15 protein-coding genes are annotated in these 14,640 nt (G+C 38.4%); 4 read left to right on the top strand and 11 right to left on the bottom strand.

Features of this window, described 5'->3' with window-relative positions; translation table 11 throughout:
* Positions 1 to 80 precede the first annotated feature (80 nt).
* Entirely contained in the window at positions 81 to 986 is a 906-nt protein-coding gene (locus ACY2RT_RS00760) for a class I SAM-dependent methyltransferase (RefSeq protein ID WP_490153954.1), read from the bottom strand.
* 158 nt (positions 987 to 1,144) lie between these two features.
* On the opposite strand from ACY2RT_RS00760, the gene ACY2RT_RS00755 reads away from it, so the two are divergent.
* The 3 genes from ACY2RT_RS00755 to ACY2RT_RS00745 all read left to right on the top strand — a co-directional run bounded on the left by ACY2RT_RS00755 (position 1,145) and on the right by ACY2RT_RS00745 (position 4,962).
* Positions 1,145 to 1,945: a hypothetical protein gene (locus ACY2RT_RS00755; protein WP_490153953.1), complete on the top strand. Its 801-nt coding sequence runs from the start codon at positions 1,145 to 1,147 to the stop codon at positions 1,943 to 1,945.
* A 203-nt stretch (positions 1,946 to 2,148) separates the two neighbouring features.
* Positions 2,149 to 3,204: a bestrophin family protein gene (locus ACY2RT_RS00750; RefSeq protein WP_490153952.1), complete on the top strand. Its 1,056-nt coding sequence runs from the start codon at positions 2,149 to 2,151 to the stop codon at positions 3,202 to 3,204.
* A 510-nt stretch (positions 3,205 to 3,714) separates the two neighbouring features.
* Complete coding sequence (locus ACY2RT_RS00745) at positions 3,715 to 4,962, top strand: tetratricopeptide repeat protein (RefSeq protein WP_490153951.1); 1,248 nt, start codon at positions 3,715 to 3,717, stop codon at positions 4,960 to 4,962.
* Positions 4,963 to 5,294: 332 nt separating this feature from the next.
* On the opposite strand, the gene ACY2RT_RS00740 is transcribed toward ACY2RT_RS00745, so the two are convergent.
* Together ACY2RT_RS00740 and ACY2RT_RS00735 are read right to left on the bottom strand one after the other, a co-directional pair.
* Positions 5,295 to 5,705, bottom strand: coding sequence for a hypothetical protein (locus tag ACY2RT_RS00740; RefSeq protein ID WP_490153950.1), 411 nt, complete (start codon positions 5,703 to 5,705; stop codon positions 5,295 to 5,297).
* Positions 5,706 to 5,723: 18 nt separating this feature from the next.
* On the bottom strand, positions 5,724 to 6,365 hold the full coding sequence (locus ACY2RT_RS00735; protein WP_490153949.1) for a hypothetical protein: 642 nt from the start codon (positions 6,363 to 6,365) through the stop codon (positions 5,724 to 5,726).
* 137 nt (positions 6,366 to 6,502) lie between these two features.
* On the opposite strand from ACY2RT_RS00735, the gene ACY2RT_RS00730 reads away from it, so the two are divergent.
* Complete coding sequence (locus tag ACY2RT_RS00730; RefSeq protein ID WP_490153948.1) at positions 6,503 to 7,690, top strand: multidrug effflux MFS transporter; 1,188 nt, start codon at positions 6,503 to 6,505, stop codon at positions 7,688 to 7,690.
* Positions 7,691 to 7,696: 6 nt separating this feature from the next.
* On the opposite strand, the gene ACY2RT_RS00725 is transcribed toward ACY2RT_RS00730, so the two are convergent.
* Genes ACY2RT_RS00725 through ACY2RT_RS00690 form a run of 8 tightly spaced genes read right to left on the bottom strand, consistent with a single transcriptional unit; the run spans position 7,697 to position 14,551 of the window.
* Positions 7,697 to 8,914, bottom strand: coding sequence for a class I SAM-dependent rRNA methyltransferase (locus ACY2RT_RS00725; protein ID WP_490153947.1), 1,218 nt, complete (start codon positions 8,912 to 8,914; stop codon positions 7,697 to 7,699).
* Positions 8,914 to 9,162, bottom strand: coding sequence for an acyl carrier protein (locus ACY2RT_RS00720; protein WP_490153946.1), 249 nt, complete (start codon positions 9,160 to 9,162; stop codon positions 8,914 to 8,916). Before ACY2RT_RS00720 ends, ACY2RT_RS00725 begins: the two co-directional genes overlap by 1 nt.
* 6 nt (positions 9,163 to 9,168) lie before the next feature.
* Positions 9,169 to 10,440 carry a beta-ketoacyl-[acyl-carrier-protein] synthase family protein gene (locus ACY2RT_RS00715; protein WP_490153945.1) on the bottom strand — a complete coding sequence of 424 codons (1,272 nt, stop codon included), beginning with the start codon at positions 10,438 to 10,440 and terminating at the stop codon, positions 9,169 to 9,171.
* Positions 10,437 to 10,880 carry a 3-hydroxyacyl-ACP dehydratase FabZ family protein gene (locus ACY2RT_RS00710; protein ID WP_490153944.1) on the bottom strand — a complete coding sequence of 148 codons (444 nt, stop codon included), beginning with the start codon at positions 10,878 to 10,880 and terminating at the stop codon, positions 10,437 to 10,439. The genes ACY2RT_RS00715 and ACY2RT_RS00710 overlap by 4 nt, the downstream gene beginning before the upstream one ends.
* Positions 10,880 to 11,656, bottom strand: a complete 777-nt coding sequence (locus ACY2RT_RS00705) for an SDR family oxidoreductase (protein ID WP_490153943.1) — start codon at positions 11,654 to 11,656, stop codon at positions 10,880 to 10,882. Before ACY2RT_RS00705 ends, ACY2RT_RS00710 begins: the two co-directional genes overlap by 1 nt.
* 1 nt (position 11,657) lies before the next feature.
* Positions 11,658 to 12,710 carry a type III polyketide synthase gene (locus ACY2RT_RS00700; RefSeq protein ID WP_490154918.1) on the bottom strand — a complete coding sequence of 351 codons (1,053 nt, stop codon included), beginning with the start codon at positions 12,708 to 12,710 and terminating at the stop codon, positions 11,658 to 11,660.
* Positions 12,707 to 13,426, bottom strand: a complete 720-nt coding sequence (locus ACY2RT_RS00695; protein ID WP_490153942.1) for a methyltransferase domain-containing protein — start codon at positions 13,424 to 13,426, stop codon at positions 12,707 to 12,709. Before ACY2RT_RS00695 ends, ACY2RT_RS00700 begins: the two co-directional genes overlap by 4 nt.
* Positions 13,427 to 14,551, bottom strand: a complete 1,125-nt coding sequence (locus tag ACY2RT_RS00690) for an NAD(P)/FAD-dependent oxidoreductase (RefSeq protein ID WP_490153941.1) — start codon at positions 14,549 to 14,551, stop codon at positions 13,427 to 13,429.
* Positions 14,552 to 14,640: the final 89 nt, after the last annotated feature.

Here is a 14,640-nt window from a genome sequence, read left to right as displayed (position 1 = left end):
GAATAGACCTAAAACCATCTTACGAGATGGTTTTTTTGTGGGCAAAATCGATCTATTTTAGATACAAGAAGATACTATTATCAAATTTTCTCAAAAACCAATCGATAATGGTCCATGACCTCTTTTTCAAAACATACTTTGTTTGGGCTTACTTTAAATATTGCCACCAGATGTCTGAACTCCTTATCCATAAAATATCTGGGAATTAGCGACAGGTAAAGCCAATATTTTTTGAGATGAAACTTCCTGAATTTCTTTCTCCACTGTGAAATGGTTTCAATATAATCTAACCTTCCACTGCTTTTAGAAATTAATTTGAATCCGGGTTCAGCACATTTTACTACCATTTCAGGGCCGTAGGGGAGCCAGGAACCGGGAAACTGTTTTACCATTAGTGCCATGATATAGGCCGTAGATCCTTTTTTCGCATTCACATCCAGTTCTTCAAATTCGATCATATTCTTGCTGAAGGTCATCGTCTGCATATAGAACCGGCCGCCTACGGGTAATAGGTCGTAGATCGTTTTGAAAAAATCACTATATACTTGTTCTTGTTTACCTTCCTGCCATTCTTCTACCGAACAGAAATGCTCTAACCCCCCAATACACGTAATGGCATCAAAAGTTCCAAAATCCGTTGGTTTTATATAGCGACAATCTTTTACCATCACATTATAACCATTTTTTTGGCAAGCATCTGCCTGCCCTTGTGAGAGTGTCAAACCAATACTCTCTGCACCCCTTTCATCCACAATATACCGTGTAAAAGGTGCCCAGCCGCAGGCCATATCAAGAACTTTGCTTCCTTTGGTAATGTTGAGACTATCTGCTATGAATTTATGTTTTGCCTTTTGCGCCTCTTCCAATGACATTGAAAAATCACCATCGTATTTCGCTCCGCTGTAGTCCCCTGTTTCTCCCATACTCAAACGAAATATCTCATCGATAGTAGTATATGTAAAATCCAAATCTTTTTGCTCTGCCATCTTTGTTTTCTAAATTAATTACCCTCTAAAAGGCTATTTTGGGGAAGGTAGTGAAAATTGTCTAGTGTGAACAGGTATGTTATAATCGTTAACTGTAAGTTCTTAAACTTATACCGACTTGTATACTACAAATTTCTAATCTAAAAATCTTTATAAACGTGAAATCACAAATTAAAAGTACCCTGGCCAGTATGTTATTGGCACTTGTATGCATTCTTTCAACCAACGCTCAAAACACAGATGCTAAATCAGCAGAATTGTTAGATGCTTTAGTAGCAGTAAATGGTGGTTACAAAACATTGGCAGCCAAAAAAGATGTTCAATTTCACTATGTATATGATAATTTTGATAAGGGAAAAGATGTTTCAACAGAGCGACATATTTTTCATGGTGAGCATTCCTGGGCTTCTTACGAGCAGCATGATCTAAATGTCATGCCAGGAAAAAAAGGGATTGCTATACAATCATATGTAGATAGTAAGCCGGCCTTAACCTTAGACGGAAAAGCTATAACAGATCCGAAAGCCATTGGTGGAACTATATTTTTACGCAAAGTAAATTTCTATTGGTTCACCATGATGTACAAATTAAGGGACCCGGGTACAAATTACAAATATCTTGGTACAGAAAAAGTAGGCGACATCACTTATGATAAAGTAAGCCTAATTTATGATGCCAATATTACCAAAAAGGAAAAAAACGATGAATACATCTTGTATTTCAACCCTACTACACATTTAATAGATCAATTCTACTTTTCATTACCGGATTGGGGAATTGAAAAACCTATATTAAAAATGACCTTGACTTACGAAAAAGTTGACGGTATTTTAGTGCCTACGGTACGAAAAGGATTTATGCCTAATGAAAAGGGAGATTATGTACCTATTGGCGTATATACTTTTAGCGAAATTAAGTTTAACAATGGTTTTAGAAAAGAGGATTTCATGTTGAACTAAAAAATAAAACAAATTGCTTTAAAAAGTCCATCACTATGATGGGCTTTTTTTATTGTCATATCACAACTTCCAATTTATTAAAATTAAAACCTAAATTTACATTACTAAGAAGGCTTTAATTATCCGCATTATTTTAGTCGCCTTTTTAAACAAAAAACAGGAAAAGCTCCTTTAAACTATAGAAGTAACTAACACAATTAACTATGCTAATAAAAAAGAATTATTCTATTCGTGAGATGGCCTGGTGGACACGTTTTGAAACCTTGCTATTTATTATAATCATTGTTCTTTGGGTCGCCCTTTACAACTTTTTTGATATAACCTGGTTTAAAATTCCCTGGACGCCTTTGGCACTAATTGGAACGGCAGTAGCTTTTGTAATTGGTTTTCAAAATAACGCGACCTATGACCGTATATGGGAAGCCCGAAAAATTTGGGGAGGCATTGTAAATACCTCCAGGACCTTTGGAATGTTTATACAGGATATGGTAACTAATGAATATGCAGAAGAGGCTAAAACAGATGACTATTTACAAAACGAAATTAAAACCTTGACCTACCGCCATATTGCCTGGATGACTGCATTACGTCACGCCATGCGAATGCAAAAGCCATGGGAAACCACCATCAATCACAAAACCAATCAGGAATGGGACCTTAGACCACCCGAAAAAGAATCGTCTTTAGAAATAGATTTAAAGCCCTACATTTCAGATGCTGACTTTGTATATGTTATGAATAAGAATAATAAGCAAACAGCTCTATTGTACCTACAATCACATCATTTAAAAAAACTAAAAGAGCAAGGCTATGTTTGGGAATTTTCCTTTTTGGAATTAGAAGGCATACTTCAGGAATTGTTTGCACTTCAGGGGAAAAGCGAACGTATTAAGAATTTTCCTTATCCAAGACAATTTGCAACACTAAACCGCTTTTTTATGTGGATCTTCGTACTACTTTTACCACTTGCTTTAATACCTCAATTTGCAGAAATAGGAGGTGAGATTTCAGATAAAAATCCGCTTATTGGTAAACTATTCATCTGGCTTACAATTCCAATTTATGTTCTTATTGCCTGGGTCTTTCATACTATGGAACGTATAGGAAGAACCGGAGATAATCCTTTTGAAGGTACTGCTAACGATGTACCCATATCTACCATTGCCAGGGGTATAGAAATTGACCTTCGTCAAAATTTAGGAGAGGCAAAAGACAGTATTCCAGATCAATTTGATGTAAAATACCATACACAATTATAAATAAGCGATATTACGTTATATAGATGTATTGTACAAATAGCTTGATTACATAAAATCTGACGATATAGTCCGTCTAAGACGGAACAATATCTGCTTTTATGCAAAATAACAAGTTATTGGCTATTTGCTTGAATATACTATAATGTTTTTGCGTTACCTAATCTGCCGGCAGGCTGATGTCTCTTTACTTTGAAGAAAAAGCAAAGTTCCAGCCAATCTTCATTGGATTTTTTTCTTCTCAAATTTTTCTCTTAAAATGCAATTGAATATTCTTTTTTCAGATAGGGCAGAGGAGTGGAGGATAAGTGTATGAAATGGATTTAAACTAGCTTAAATCCAAAGAGTTTTCTCACTTAAAAATTCCTATAAAAATAATAAAAAATATCGATATAAAGTAAATAATATCGATAAAATGTATATTTAAGTCGGAAAAAGCTTACAATTGAATATTTTTTTTCTAAATTGCTTTTGTTGAATGCATTATAGGTTAAAATTTAAAATATTCCCCCTATGAAAAGAATTATAATTATAGTCGTATTGCTAATAGCAACACCTGCTCTTAAAGCGCAAAAGAAAGAAATTAGAAAAGCCCAGCAGAGTATAAGTGCCGGAAACTTTGCTAGTGCTGCTTCTTATTTAAGTCAGGCAAAGAGAATTTTTGCAGCTGCAGACAATAAAACGCGTGCAGAGTATTATGTGGTTGAAGCCGAACTGAGACTTGTTGAAAAGAAATTAGACGCGAAACAAATAGAGTTAATTTCTCAATCCTTAAAACTTGCAAATCGCTATGAGCTAACTTCATCGCTTCAAGAAAGAATTTCACAAATTAATTTGAAGATTAAAGGGTTTTCAGCAACCATTGCGGCAAGCGAGTTAGCAAATAAAAACTATTCAAATGCCGCTTCTCTATACAAAACAGCTTATCAATCTTCGCAAAATAATATGCATCTTCTCAAAGCTGCCAGATGCCATTTACTGGCTGAAGAGTATAATGATGCTTACAAGTCATATAGTAATCTATTTAAATTGGGATTTACTAACGCAAGGACCCAATATGTAGCTACTAATGTGGTATCTAATGAAAAAGAGGCGTTTTCTTCAAAGTCGACACGAGATGAAGCTATAGCAGAAGGATTATATAAAAACCCTGAAATTGTTACAACCAATAGCAAACTACCTGAAATATTGCGAGGGATAACGGCGGCATCTATACCTATTAATAAAAAATACGAAGCTGCGGCTATTATTGATAGAGCAGTAGCTAAAATGCCTGAAAACAAGATGCTACTGAATCAGGTTTCTCATCTTTATAGACAATTAGATGCACATGATAAATACAATGCTATTGTAGATCAACTTATTAAAGAAACTCCTAATGACCCAAACCTATATTATAATTCTGCTGTAGCCAGTGCACAGAATAACGATCTTGAAAGGGCAAAAAAGTTTTACAGAAAAGCGTTGGCGATAGATCCTAACTATATAAATGCCAATATAAACCTATCTATGTTGCTTTTAGAGCAAGACAAAGTTATAAGTGATGAAATGAATAAATTAGGGGAATCTGAAGCTGATGATGAACGTTACGAAAAATTAAAGCAAAAACGTATCAATCTATACTATGAGGTGCTTCCATATTTAAAAAGTATTGTAAAGTCACAACCCCAGAATGAAGATTTTGCCAAAAAACTGAGGAATATTTATAGCTTTATAGGTAAGGATACTAAATTAGTTGGATTAGAAGAGAAAATAGACTAATAGCAAGCAATCAAACAGTATCGATCTACTTGCCAACTATTAATACTTACTTTTCTTCTTCAAAAAAATCTTTAAAAAGGTAATATAAAATAACCTGGTCGTAAAAACAGCTGTGACATAATTGTTGACGTGATAGAGCAATTTACTTTGACATAAAATCGGTACCGTTATGTGACTGGCGCCACAGAACTGATTTTATGTGCAAATAGCAGAGCTATATGTAAATTGGCTATAATACAACACTTGTACTATAATTTATATTATGTAAAATAGAAAATTTGCAATTGATAAACTCCACCCCATTATTGCTTCACAAAACTAATATCTAGAGTTTATGGACTTATAATGCCAAAGTACTGCGGGATATATAAGGTAATCCACTTAGGAATTGGATCAATATAATCAGGTGCAGTCATAGCTAGGTCCCTTAAAGCCTTTGCCTTTCTTTTCAACTTGAGTTGCCCATTCAAAAAATAAATTCGCTGTGTCTTATCGGTCCAACTGTCGTAAGTGATCATGGTATGATGTACCCCGGGAGAAACAGGTCGTTTTACCGTTCCGTATACCATAGGCCAATCCATTATATCTAACACAGGTAAGGTACGTGCATCTAAAAGCTTGTAGGTCTTATGTTCTGGCATGGAACTCGTGCCAATGGCAACAAAAATAGTACCATCTGGACCAAAGCCATAAGAGATGTCTGTGTCCGGATTCTGTCGATCTATAAAGGTAACTAGTTTCATAAGTAATCTTGTTATGGATTATATGCGCTCCAGACGATAGGTTGCACAAGGTAAATAGTCGTTTACCATAGCACGGTTAAAGACGATTGTTTCCATATGTCGATCCAGAATAGGTTTGCTACTTTTACCCATTACACCGTCACCAGCGTTTGGCGGAAGATCAGCTTCGGTCTTACCTGGATAACTTTCCTCGTTTATATATTCGTCTTCGAGCCCAAGCATATGGCATACCTCATGTACTACACTTGCTCCTCCATTGACTCCGAATCGGTCGTCTCCCAGATGCCAGTACAACATGTCACTACCATCATCGTCAAAATCCAAGCTAACTTCATAATCATCGGTCCATGTCCATTCGGTAACGAATTTCACCCGTACCTTGACCTGTATACCATCAGGGCACTCTTCACATCTTGCCGATTCTACAGGAACTAGCTTCCATTTATTATTGAAAGCAGCCTCCAATACAGCATTCCAGGCATCAATGTGGGCATCTATCATCCCTTGCCCCGTGCCATCAGGAAATGTAAGCTGTACCTTGGGTCTAAAGGTGACGATACAGGTGTCTCCATGATAGCTAACTTCAAAAGAATAATTCCAACCTATTTCTCCAAATTCGGAACTTATACTCCCGGAAGGGTTCCATCTTGTTGTGACCATCGTATAGTAATTAGTTAATTTACAGCACTATAAATATAATCAAATATAACAATCAATAGTATCCTATTCTTAATACTGCCTTTTCCAACAATAATTCACAATCAAAGTGTTCTAAAAGTCATAGCTTTACGCTTTCAATGAAACAACAGCCCTCCCAATTCGAGTTTGTAGCCCTCATGGCATCCTTAATGTCGGTCGTCGCTCTGGCAATAGATGCCTTACTACCGGCTCTGGATATTATCGGGATCGCTATTGGAACCTCTCTGCCTGCAGACAATCAATTACTTATTACCATGATCTTTCTGGGCCTTGGGATCGGTCCGTTGATCTTTGGCCCCATCTCAGATAGTATGGGTAGAAAACCCATCGTCTATATGGGATTCCTTTTGTTTATCATCGCCAGTTATATCTGTGTGTATTCTTCAAGCCTGGAAATGATGATCGTAGGCAGGATCTTACAGGGTATTGGACTTTCAGCTCCCAGAACCATTAGTATCGCTATCATCCGGGATATGTATAGCGGCAACTATATGGCACGGATCATGTCGTTCGTTACTGTCGTTTTTATTCTCGTGCCGGTTATCGCCCCTGCTTTAGGGAAATTTGTCCTGGACCATCACAGTTGGCAAGGCATCTTCTATATACAAATGTTATTTGGTATACTGGTGTCACTCTGGTTTTGGAGAAGGCAATCCGAAACTCTTACAAAAGACAAACGTATCCGTTTTTCCCACCGGATCTTTATAAACGGATTCAAAGAAATATTACGGCATAAAATAACGATGAGCTATACCCTTATCTCAGGGTTTATAGTAGGTTCTTTCCTGGTATATCTAAGTAGTTCACAACAGATTTTTCAGGAACAATACCAACTCAAGGAAGAATTCCCTTATATCTTTGCAGCTCTTGCTATTGCTATAGGTTCGGCTATTTTTCTCAACGGAACACTGGTTTTAAAATTCGGGATGAAAAAACTCATTACCGCTTCCCTTCTGGGTTTCTTTGCTGTTCCATTACTCTATATTATTTTGTTCTATAATTCACCCAATCCAAGTATAGAAGTACTACTTACCTTCTTTGCTTTACAATTCTTTGCTGTCGGATTTCTATTTGGAAACCTGCGTGCCATGGCTATGGAACCCGTAGGTCATATTGCAGGGATCGCTGCTGCCATTACCGGTTTTATTTCAACCGTTATGGCGGTTCCCATTAGTATATTTATTGGGCGGTTTGTTGCTGATACCACACTTCCCATATTCATTGGATTTCTGGTATGTGCAATACTGTCTTTAGGAATCCTTATGTATGCGAGAAGAGTTCGCTAAGGCTGCTTAGTCAAATTTGTAATACCCGCATTTTAAATAAGCGCCTTCTTTAAAAGAGACCGGATGATCCACACCATGGGTTGCACTTTCCTGCAATCTGTATTTTCTCGACTGTGTCTTTAAAACCGATTCATTGATCTCGAAAAAAGTATCGACCGATATCCGCGACGAACAGGATGCCAGAACAAGCATTCCTTTCTTTGCTGTGAGTTGCGCTCCTAATTGCGCCAATTGTGTATACTTCTTTTTGGCCTTGTCGATCTCTTTCTGGCTTTTTGCAAAACTTGGCGGGTCAATGACCACAATATTAAATACCTTTTTTTGTTGTATCAATTCCTGCAACACTTCAAAAGCATCACCTCCTATGGTCTTATGACTGCCAATATGCTCGTTTAACTTCCCGTTTTCAACAGCATTCTCCAATGCCTGGACACTAATATCCAAGCTGGTTACTTCCTTAGCACCATTCACTAAAGCATGTACGGAAAACCCTCCGGAATATGCAAATACATCCAATACCGTTTTTCCTTTAGAAAGCTCGCCTACACGTTTCCGGTTATGGCGATGGTCCAGAAAATACCCGGTCTTATGCCCTTTTATCACATTGGCCGAAAAATGTACGCCGTGTTCTGTAAAAGGAACTACTTCATTCTCCAGTTCGCCATAGATCACTTGCCCGTCTTTCAGCTTATAAGTGTCCATTGCCTGAAGGTTTCTACTCAATCGAAGTACAACAACATCACATTCCGAAACTTCGATCAGTTTCTTCAGTATCATTTCCAGATACGGAAACCAGATAGCAGAATATAATTTAACCACCAGTACATGATCATATACATCGGCAATGCAACCCGGAAATCCGTCATTCTCACCAAACAATAACCGATAGCTATTGGTCTGAGTGGCCAGTAGTTCAGTCCGAAGCGCATACGCCTTATTTATTTTTTCTGAAAAGAAATCTGCATTGACAGTAGCTCCTCCTCCACTATGTAGTATTTTGATACGGATAGGAGAATCAGGATCGTAAAGCCCCACTCCTATCACTTTATTTTTAGTATGGCTGAAAATAATGGAAATGTCACCGGGATTTCCTTCTTTATTGATTTTTTCAATACTATTGGTAAAGATCCAGGGGTGTCCGCTTCTTAGGCTCCGCTCCCCTGTTGCAGTTAGTTTTACTGCCAGACGCTGGGGTTTAATTTCCGGAAATGAGACGGTAAACATCAGGATAATTTCTGCTGAATAATCCCTATCGCATCATTCATGGTTCGAAGGGTTTCCATGTCCTCATTTGCAAACTCAACATCAAATTCATCTTCCACATCCAATACGATATCCACCAAATGTGCCGAATTGATATTCAATTCCTGAGTGAGGTCGCTGTCAGGGTTCACTTGGTCAACCACAACATCTTCAGGTAAATAGGTCTGTACAATGGGTAGTAATTTGGCATAGATGGTTTCAGTCGTCATGCAGGCTTAATTTTTTCTAAAGATAACACACGCATTGACATCTCCAAAACCAAAACTAGCTTTTGTAATAGTTTTTAAAGGAGCTGCAAGTAACTGTTGTGGTATTTTTTCCGAAGCAATTAAAGCGGTGATCTCCGGATGCAGATCTTCACAATTTACATTGGGAAATACAAAGCCATGATACAACTGAAGTATCGCTGAAACAGCTTCAACACTACCACTCGCAGCCAAACAATGACCTACCATTCCTTTTAAGGAGTTGATATACGGAAAGTCTTCACCTCTCCTATTCAAAGCATTGCACCAATTCTCGATCTCTACGGGATCTTTGATCGTGGCAGTAAGATGCCCGTTGATATAATCGATCTCCGAAGCCATAACTCCGGCATCTTCCAAAGCTGTTTTGATGCACCTTTGCACCGCAACGTTATTAGGTGCGGTCATACTCCCCTCTCCTCTTTGTCCGCCACTGTTAACAGCTCCTCCCAATACTTCGGCATAGATGGTGGCACCTCTTTGTAATGCACTTTCCAACGACTCTAATACTAAAGCTCCGGCACCACTTCCGGGGACAAATCCGCTGGCAGTAGCACTCATGGGTCGGGAAGCCTTGGTTGGCTCGTCATTATGTTTATAGGTGATCACTTTCATCGCGTCAAAACCTCCCCAAAGATAAGGGCCGTCATCACTGGTACTTCCACAAAGCATTATTGTGGCTTTTCCGGATGCAATGCGTTCATAGCCTATGATAATAGCTTCGGTTCCGGTTGCACAGGCTGATGAATTGGTCGTTACCAGGTTCCCGGCTCCAATGATTCCTCCCAGATATGCACTGATTCCACTAGCCATGGTCTGTGCCACCGTAGTACTTCCCAAACGACGGACCTTGCCTTCATCCAGCTTATAAATGGCCTCCCTGAATTTCTCCACACCGCTTGTTCCGGTCCCGAAAACAATTCCCAGATCCCAATACGGTTCATTATCTTTTTCTGAAGGAGAGATTCCTGCATCCTGCAGTGCATCCATTCCGGCAATAACACCGTATAGGATTCCGTTGCTATTGAAGTCCTTGAGTTGTAATTCGGCTAAATATTCCCGTTTCTTTGCTTCAGAAATACTGGGTATGCCTCCTACTTGACATGAAAAATTAAGTTCTTTTAACTGCGGATAGTATTGAATCCCGGAGGCCCCTTTTTTAATGGCTTCAGTAAATTGCGGAATCCCTACACCATTGGGCGAAACTACTCCTAATCCGGTGATAACCACTCTTTGCTTCATATACTTTTAGGCGCTATCATTCCACTAATGACTCCTCTACAAACCACTTCATCCTTTTCATTCAGCATCTTTACCTTGCATTTTAATTTATGGAAACGGAAGTATTTTTTTTCTGAAAATACCCGTACGGTTTCTCCCGGATAGACCGGTTTGTAAAAATCTATTTCATTGTTACTCAAAGCGATTTGTGTATTTTCAACAGCTTTTTCGGCAAGCAAATGAATCCCCAAACAAACCACACCGATCTGTGCCATACATTCCGTTAAAATAACTCCCGGAGTTATGGGGCTCTCTTTAAAATGCCCTTCATAAAAAAATTCATCTTCCCGAAACGTATAGGCACCTTCTACCCCATTTTCTGAAATGGCTGTAATATTGTCTACAAAAAGAAATGGTCTTGAGTAAGGCAAACGTGCTAATATGTCTTTAAATCCATCCATTACCGAAGACTCTCACCTCCATCTGCTTTTACAATGGTTCCATTAATCCATTGCGCCTCATCCTTACACAACAAGTAAACAGTATTGGCAACATCTTCGGGGGTTGTTAATCGCTTAAAAGGGTTTCTTTTTTTTGCCATTTCTGCCAGCTTTTCACTTCCGGGGATCATTTGAAAAGAAGCTGTTTCCGTAGTCCCTGCCTGAATACAATTAGTAGTAATTCCCAAAGGTGCTAGTTCTACAGCCATATTTCGCATTAGAGCCTCCAATGTAGCTTTAGCAGTAGAAACCGCTCCATAACCCGGCCATACTCTTGTACTGCCTTCACTTGTAAATGCTATATTTCTGGCATTCTTTACAAAGAGTCCATGATCCTGTAGCACACGCGTCCATTCATACCAGTTTGTACCCATGGCGTGGAGTGTAATATCCAGGTCTTCCTTAGACAGCGTATTTCCTGTAGTTCCTGTCATTGCCTTCAGACTTCCTTTGGCAACACTGTGAAGTAACAGTTTAACATTTCTTTTCGGTAATCTTGATACAACTTCTGCCTGAGTCTCTTTAGATAATGCATCTTTATTGAATGTCAGTACTTCAACATCGTTTTCACGCATGCTACGTACTTCCTTTTCAAGATCGGGGAGATTACTCTTCCTGTCTCTATGGACAATACAGATATTCATTCCATGAGAAGCCAGTTTTTTGGCACTGGCCAGCCCCAGGCCACTACTGCCTCCAATGATCAATGCCCAATTATTTTTAAACTCTGTATCCATATTAAAATTCCAGTAAAATCCGTTGTGCAGAAAAACCGGGGCCAAAGCTCAGCATTAATCCCAGATCTCCTTTTATTATCTCCTTTTCCATAAAACGTTCCAATACATATAATACTGTCGCACTACTCATATTTCCATACAATTTAAGAACTTCTTTGGTATCGTCTATGTCTTTACCCATACTTCCAAAAAGACTTTCCACAGTTTGTACGATCTTTCTTCCACCGGGATGGAATATGAGATGATCAATGTCTTCGATGATTTTTCCGTTCTTCTTTAAAAAGGGATGGACGATTTTCGGAAAATGAGTAGCGATCTGTTCCGGCACATCTTTATCGAGGATCATTTGCAGTCCTGTATTTACTAATTTAAAGCCCATCATATGTGTTGCATCATAGAAATGATACATTTCTTCATCAATGATCTTTGGCCCGCTATCCGCTTCGTTCGAAGAAAGTAAGACACATGCAGCTCCATCCCCGAATATAGCAGCACTTACAATATTCACCATCGAGTAATCATTTAGCTGAAAAGTAGCTGTAGGAGATTCCAGTGCAATTACTGCGGCACGTTTTCCGGGGTTGGCTTTTAAAAAGTTCTTTGCATAGATGATTCCGGAAACACCGGCAGCACAGCCCATTTCAGTAACAGGCAAACGTACCACGTCCTGACGCATTTTAAGATCATTAATCAAATAGGCATCAATCGAGGGAATCATAATTCCTGTGCAGCTTACGGTGATCAGGAAATCAATATCTGTTGGCTTCCAATTGCTCTTATCCAATGCTTTTTCCAACGATAATCTCCCCAGTTTCTTTATCTCCCGTACATAGATGTCATTGCGTTCTTCAAAAGAAGAATTTAAAAATACTTCGTGGGCATCCATAATGGAATAACGGCGGTCTACCCCTGCCCCCTCAAAGATCTTGAGTACTTTTCTTATAAAACGGGGCTCTTGCCCTTGCAGCCAGGCTTCCACATAGGGAAGTATCTCGTCTGTACTACGAGTATAGGGCGGCAATTGCTTTGCAACCGATGTGATCTTTACATTCATTCCCCTGTTTTGATAATCCATTGATACCGAAAGGCCCATTTCCATTGTATCGAAAATGTTTTAACCTTCATTTTTTCTGAAAGCGTTTTTAGTTCTTCTTTTCTAAACCCACGCGCAATTGAAACAAGTCCATCGTGGCGTGCTATTTTGGTTTTTACAAACATTGTGCTCATTAATTTGAACAATATAAAAGCAATTTTGCTTCGGTGTAAGTCGTTCACTACAATTCCAACTTTCGCAGTCTTTGTCAATTTATTGAACAATTCCACAATTGCATCATTTTTAAAATGATGCAAAAACAATGTACACATTACAATATCACATGGGGGAAGTTTAAACTCTTCTGAAAATACGTCTATTTTTTTAAATGAGATATTTTTAAATGCAACAGATCTTTTTTTTGCTTCGTCCAAAATAAATTGATTCGCGTCTATTCCTATTAGTTCAAATTTATAGGAGTGTTTAGTAGCGTAATTTGAACACTGTCGGAGCATTTCACCATCTCCACAGCCCAGATCGACAATGGTATATGTTTTATTTTTTGAACCTTCTTTCAATAATTTTGAGATTCCATTACGTGTTATATAATTCCCTCCCAACCATTTATTAAGGTTCTTTAGATCAGTTAGCAACAACTTCATCTCGTCTCCCTGTAAATTGAGGTCATCCATGATCTCAGCTTCTGTAGAGCGATATGTAGATGAAAATTTTACCATTTATAATACATTACCATGGGTGTGTTTGATAAGGTTTGGAACCAGTGCCGGTACTACTTTTGCAATTCCAAATCCTATAGATGTTGCAGTGGGGCGTAATAATATATTTTGAATTCTTCTGCCAGTTTTTAGCCGTTTTGAAAAGGTCCTCTGCCAGGTATCTGTATACAGCTGTTCAAGCTGAAGTCGCTCGATATGTCCTGTTTTATATGCACTTAAAAACAGTTCAGCAAACAATTTGGCAGCGTGTATTGCCATTGCCATTCCATTTCCACAGAGCGGATGAATGAGTCCTGCACTATCCCCTACCATAAAAAGATGATTCGCGACAGGTTCTTTTTTCTGAAAGGATATCTGGCTAATAGTAAGCGGTTTATCAAAAAGTGGTTTGGCATTGCTGAAAAAATCTTTCAGATATGGATTTTCTGAAAGAACTTGCTTTTGAAAGGCTTCGATAGTACCCACACGCTTAAAAGACTTATAAGTGGTAAGATAACAGGCATTAACAGCATTGGTTTCAGTTTTTGACAGGCCACAATACCCTCCTTTAAAATTGTGAAGGGCTACCGTATCTTCGGGAAAGTCATATTCGTAGTGAGCCTTTACACCTAACCAGGGTGACCGCTCTTGAATGAAATCTCGTTTCAGGTTGATGTCTATATTGGACCTTTTTCCGAAGGCCCCAACGACATAGTGAGCTTTATAACTGTTTTTGCTTTGTGTTTCTACCGTAAATGTTTCAGAAGAGAATGAAACACTGTTGACAGTATCAAATAAAACTTCTGTATGGTTCCGTAAGGTTTTATAAAGGATATTGTCAAAATGATACCTGCTTATCCCAAAACCACCTAATGGGAGTTCTGCATGTATCATGGCTCCGCTCTTACTACTCATTTCAAATTTCGATATCTTTTTTGCTCCTTCTGCATATGGGTTTATCCTCAGGGTTTTTAAATATTGAAGTACTTCGTTAGATACATATTCACCACATACCTTATGGTGTGGATAGGGATGTTTTTCTATCAATAAAACCTTACAATCACTTTGTGACAAGTGCAATGCGCAGGTGAGGCCTGCAAGTCCGCCACCAATAATCAATACATCGTATGTAATAAGGTTTGCCATATCTTAACTAAGATACGAAGTTTTATATGGCATAAAAAAATCCCATATTCATGAAGAACATGGGATCTAAAAAAGTAGTGTTTTAATTT

Source organism: Ulvibacter sp. 2210JD10-4 (assembly GCF_058148525.1).
The sequence above is the reverse complement of the archived record's forward strand: the minus strand, read 5'-3'. Positions and strand labels throughout refer to the sequence as shown.

Excerpts from the sequence above, each read along its gene's own strand:
- ACY2RT_RS00750 (WP_490153952.1), top strand. The coding sequence starts at position 2,149 with ATGCTAATAAAAAAGAATTATTCTATTCGTGAGATGGCCTGGTGGACA.
- ACY2RT_RS00720 (WP_490153946.1), bottom strand. The coding sequence starts at position 9,162 with ATGACGACTGAAACCATCTATGCCAAATTACTACCCATTGTACAGACC.
- ACY2RT_RS00715 (WP_490153945.1), bottom strand. The coding sequence starts at position 10,440 with ATGAAGCAAAGAGTGGTTATCACCGGATTAGGAGTAGTTTCGCCCAAT.
- ACY2RT_RS00760 (WP_490153954.1), bottom strand. The coding sequence starts at position 986 with ATGGCAGAGCAAAAAGATTTGGATTTTACATATACTACTATCGATGAG.
- ACY2RT_RS00745 (WP_490153951.1), top strand. The coding sequence starts at position 3,715 with ATGAAAAGAATTATAATTATAGTCGTATTGCTAATAGCAACACCTGCT.
- ACY2RT_RS00725 (WP_490153947.1), bottom strand. The coding sequence starts at position 8,914 with ATGTTTACCGTCTCATTTCCGGAAATTAAACCCCAGCGTCTGGCAGTA.
- ACY2RT_RS00735 (WP_490153949.1), bottom strand. The coding sequence starts at position 6,365 with ATGGTCACAACAAGATGGAACCCTTCCGGGAGTATAAGTTCCGAATTT.
- ACY2RT_RS00710 (WP_490153944.1), bottom strand. The coding sequence starts at position 10,880 with ATGGATGGATTTAAAGACATATTAGCACGTTTGCCTTACTCAAGACCA.
- ACY2RT_RS00695 (WP_490153942.1), bottom strand. The coding sequence starts at position 13,426 with ATGGTAAAATTTTCATCTACATATCGCTCTACAGAAGCTGAGATCATG.
- ACY2RT_RS00730 (WP_490153948.1), top strand. The coding sequence starts at position 6,503 with ATGAAACAACAGCCCTCCCAATTCGAGTTTGTAGCCCTCATGGCATCC.
- ACY2RT_RS00740 (WP_490153950.1), bottom strand. The coding sequence starts at position 5,705 with ATGAAACTAGTTACCTTTATAGATCGACAGAATCCGGACACAGACATC.
- ACY2RT_RS00700 (WP_490154918.1), bottom strand. The coding sequence starts at position 12,710 with ATGAATGTAAAGATCACATCGGTTGCAAAGCAATTGCCGCCCTATACT.
- ACY2RT_RS00705 (WP_490153943.1), bottom strand. The coding sequence starts at position 11,656 with ATGGATACAGAGTTTAAAAATAATTGGGCATTGATCATTGGAGGCAGT.
- ACY2RT_RS00690 (WP_490153941.1), bottom strand. The coding sequence starts at position 14,551 with ATGGCAAACCTTATTACATACGATGTATTGATTATTGGTGGCGGACTT.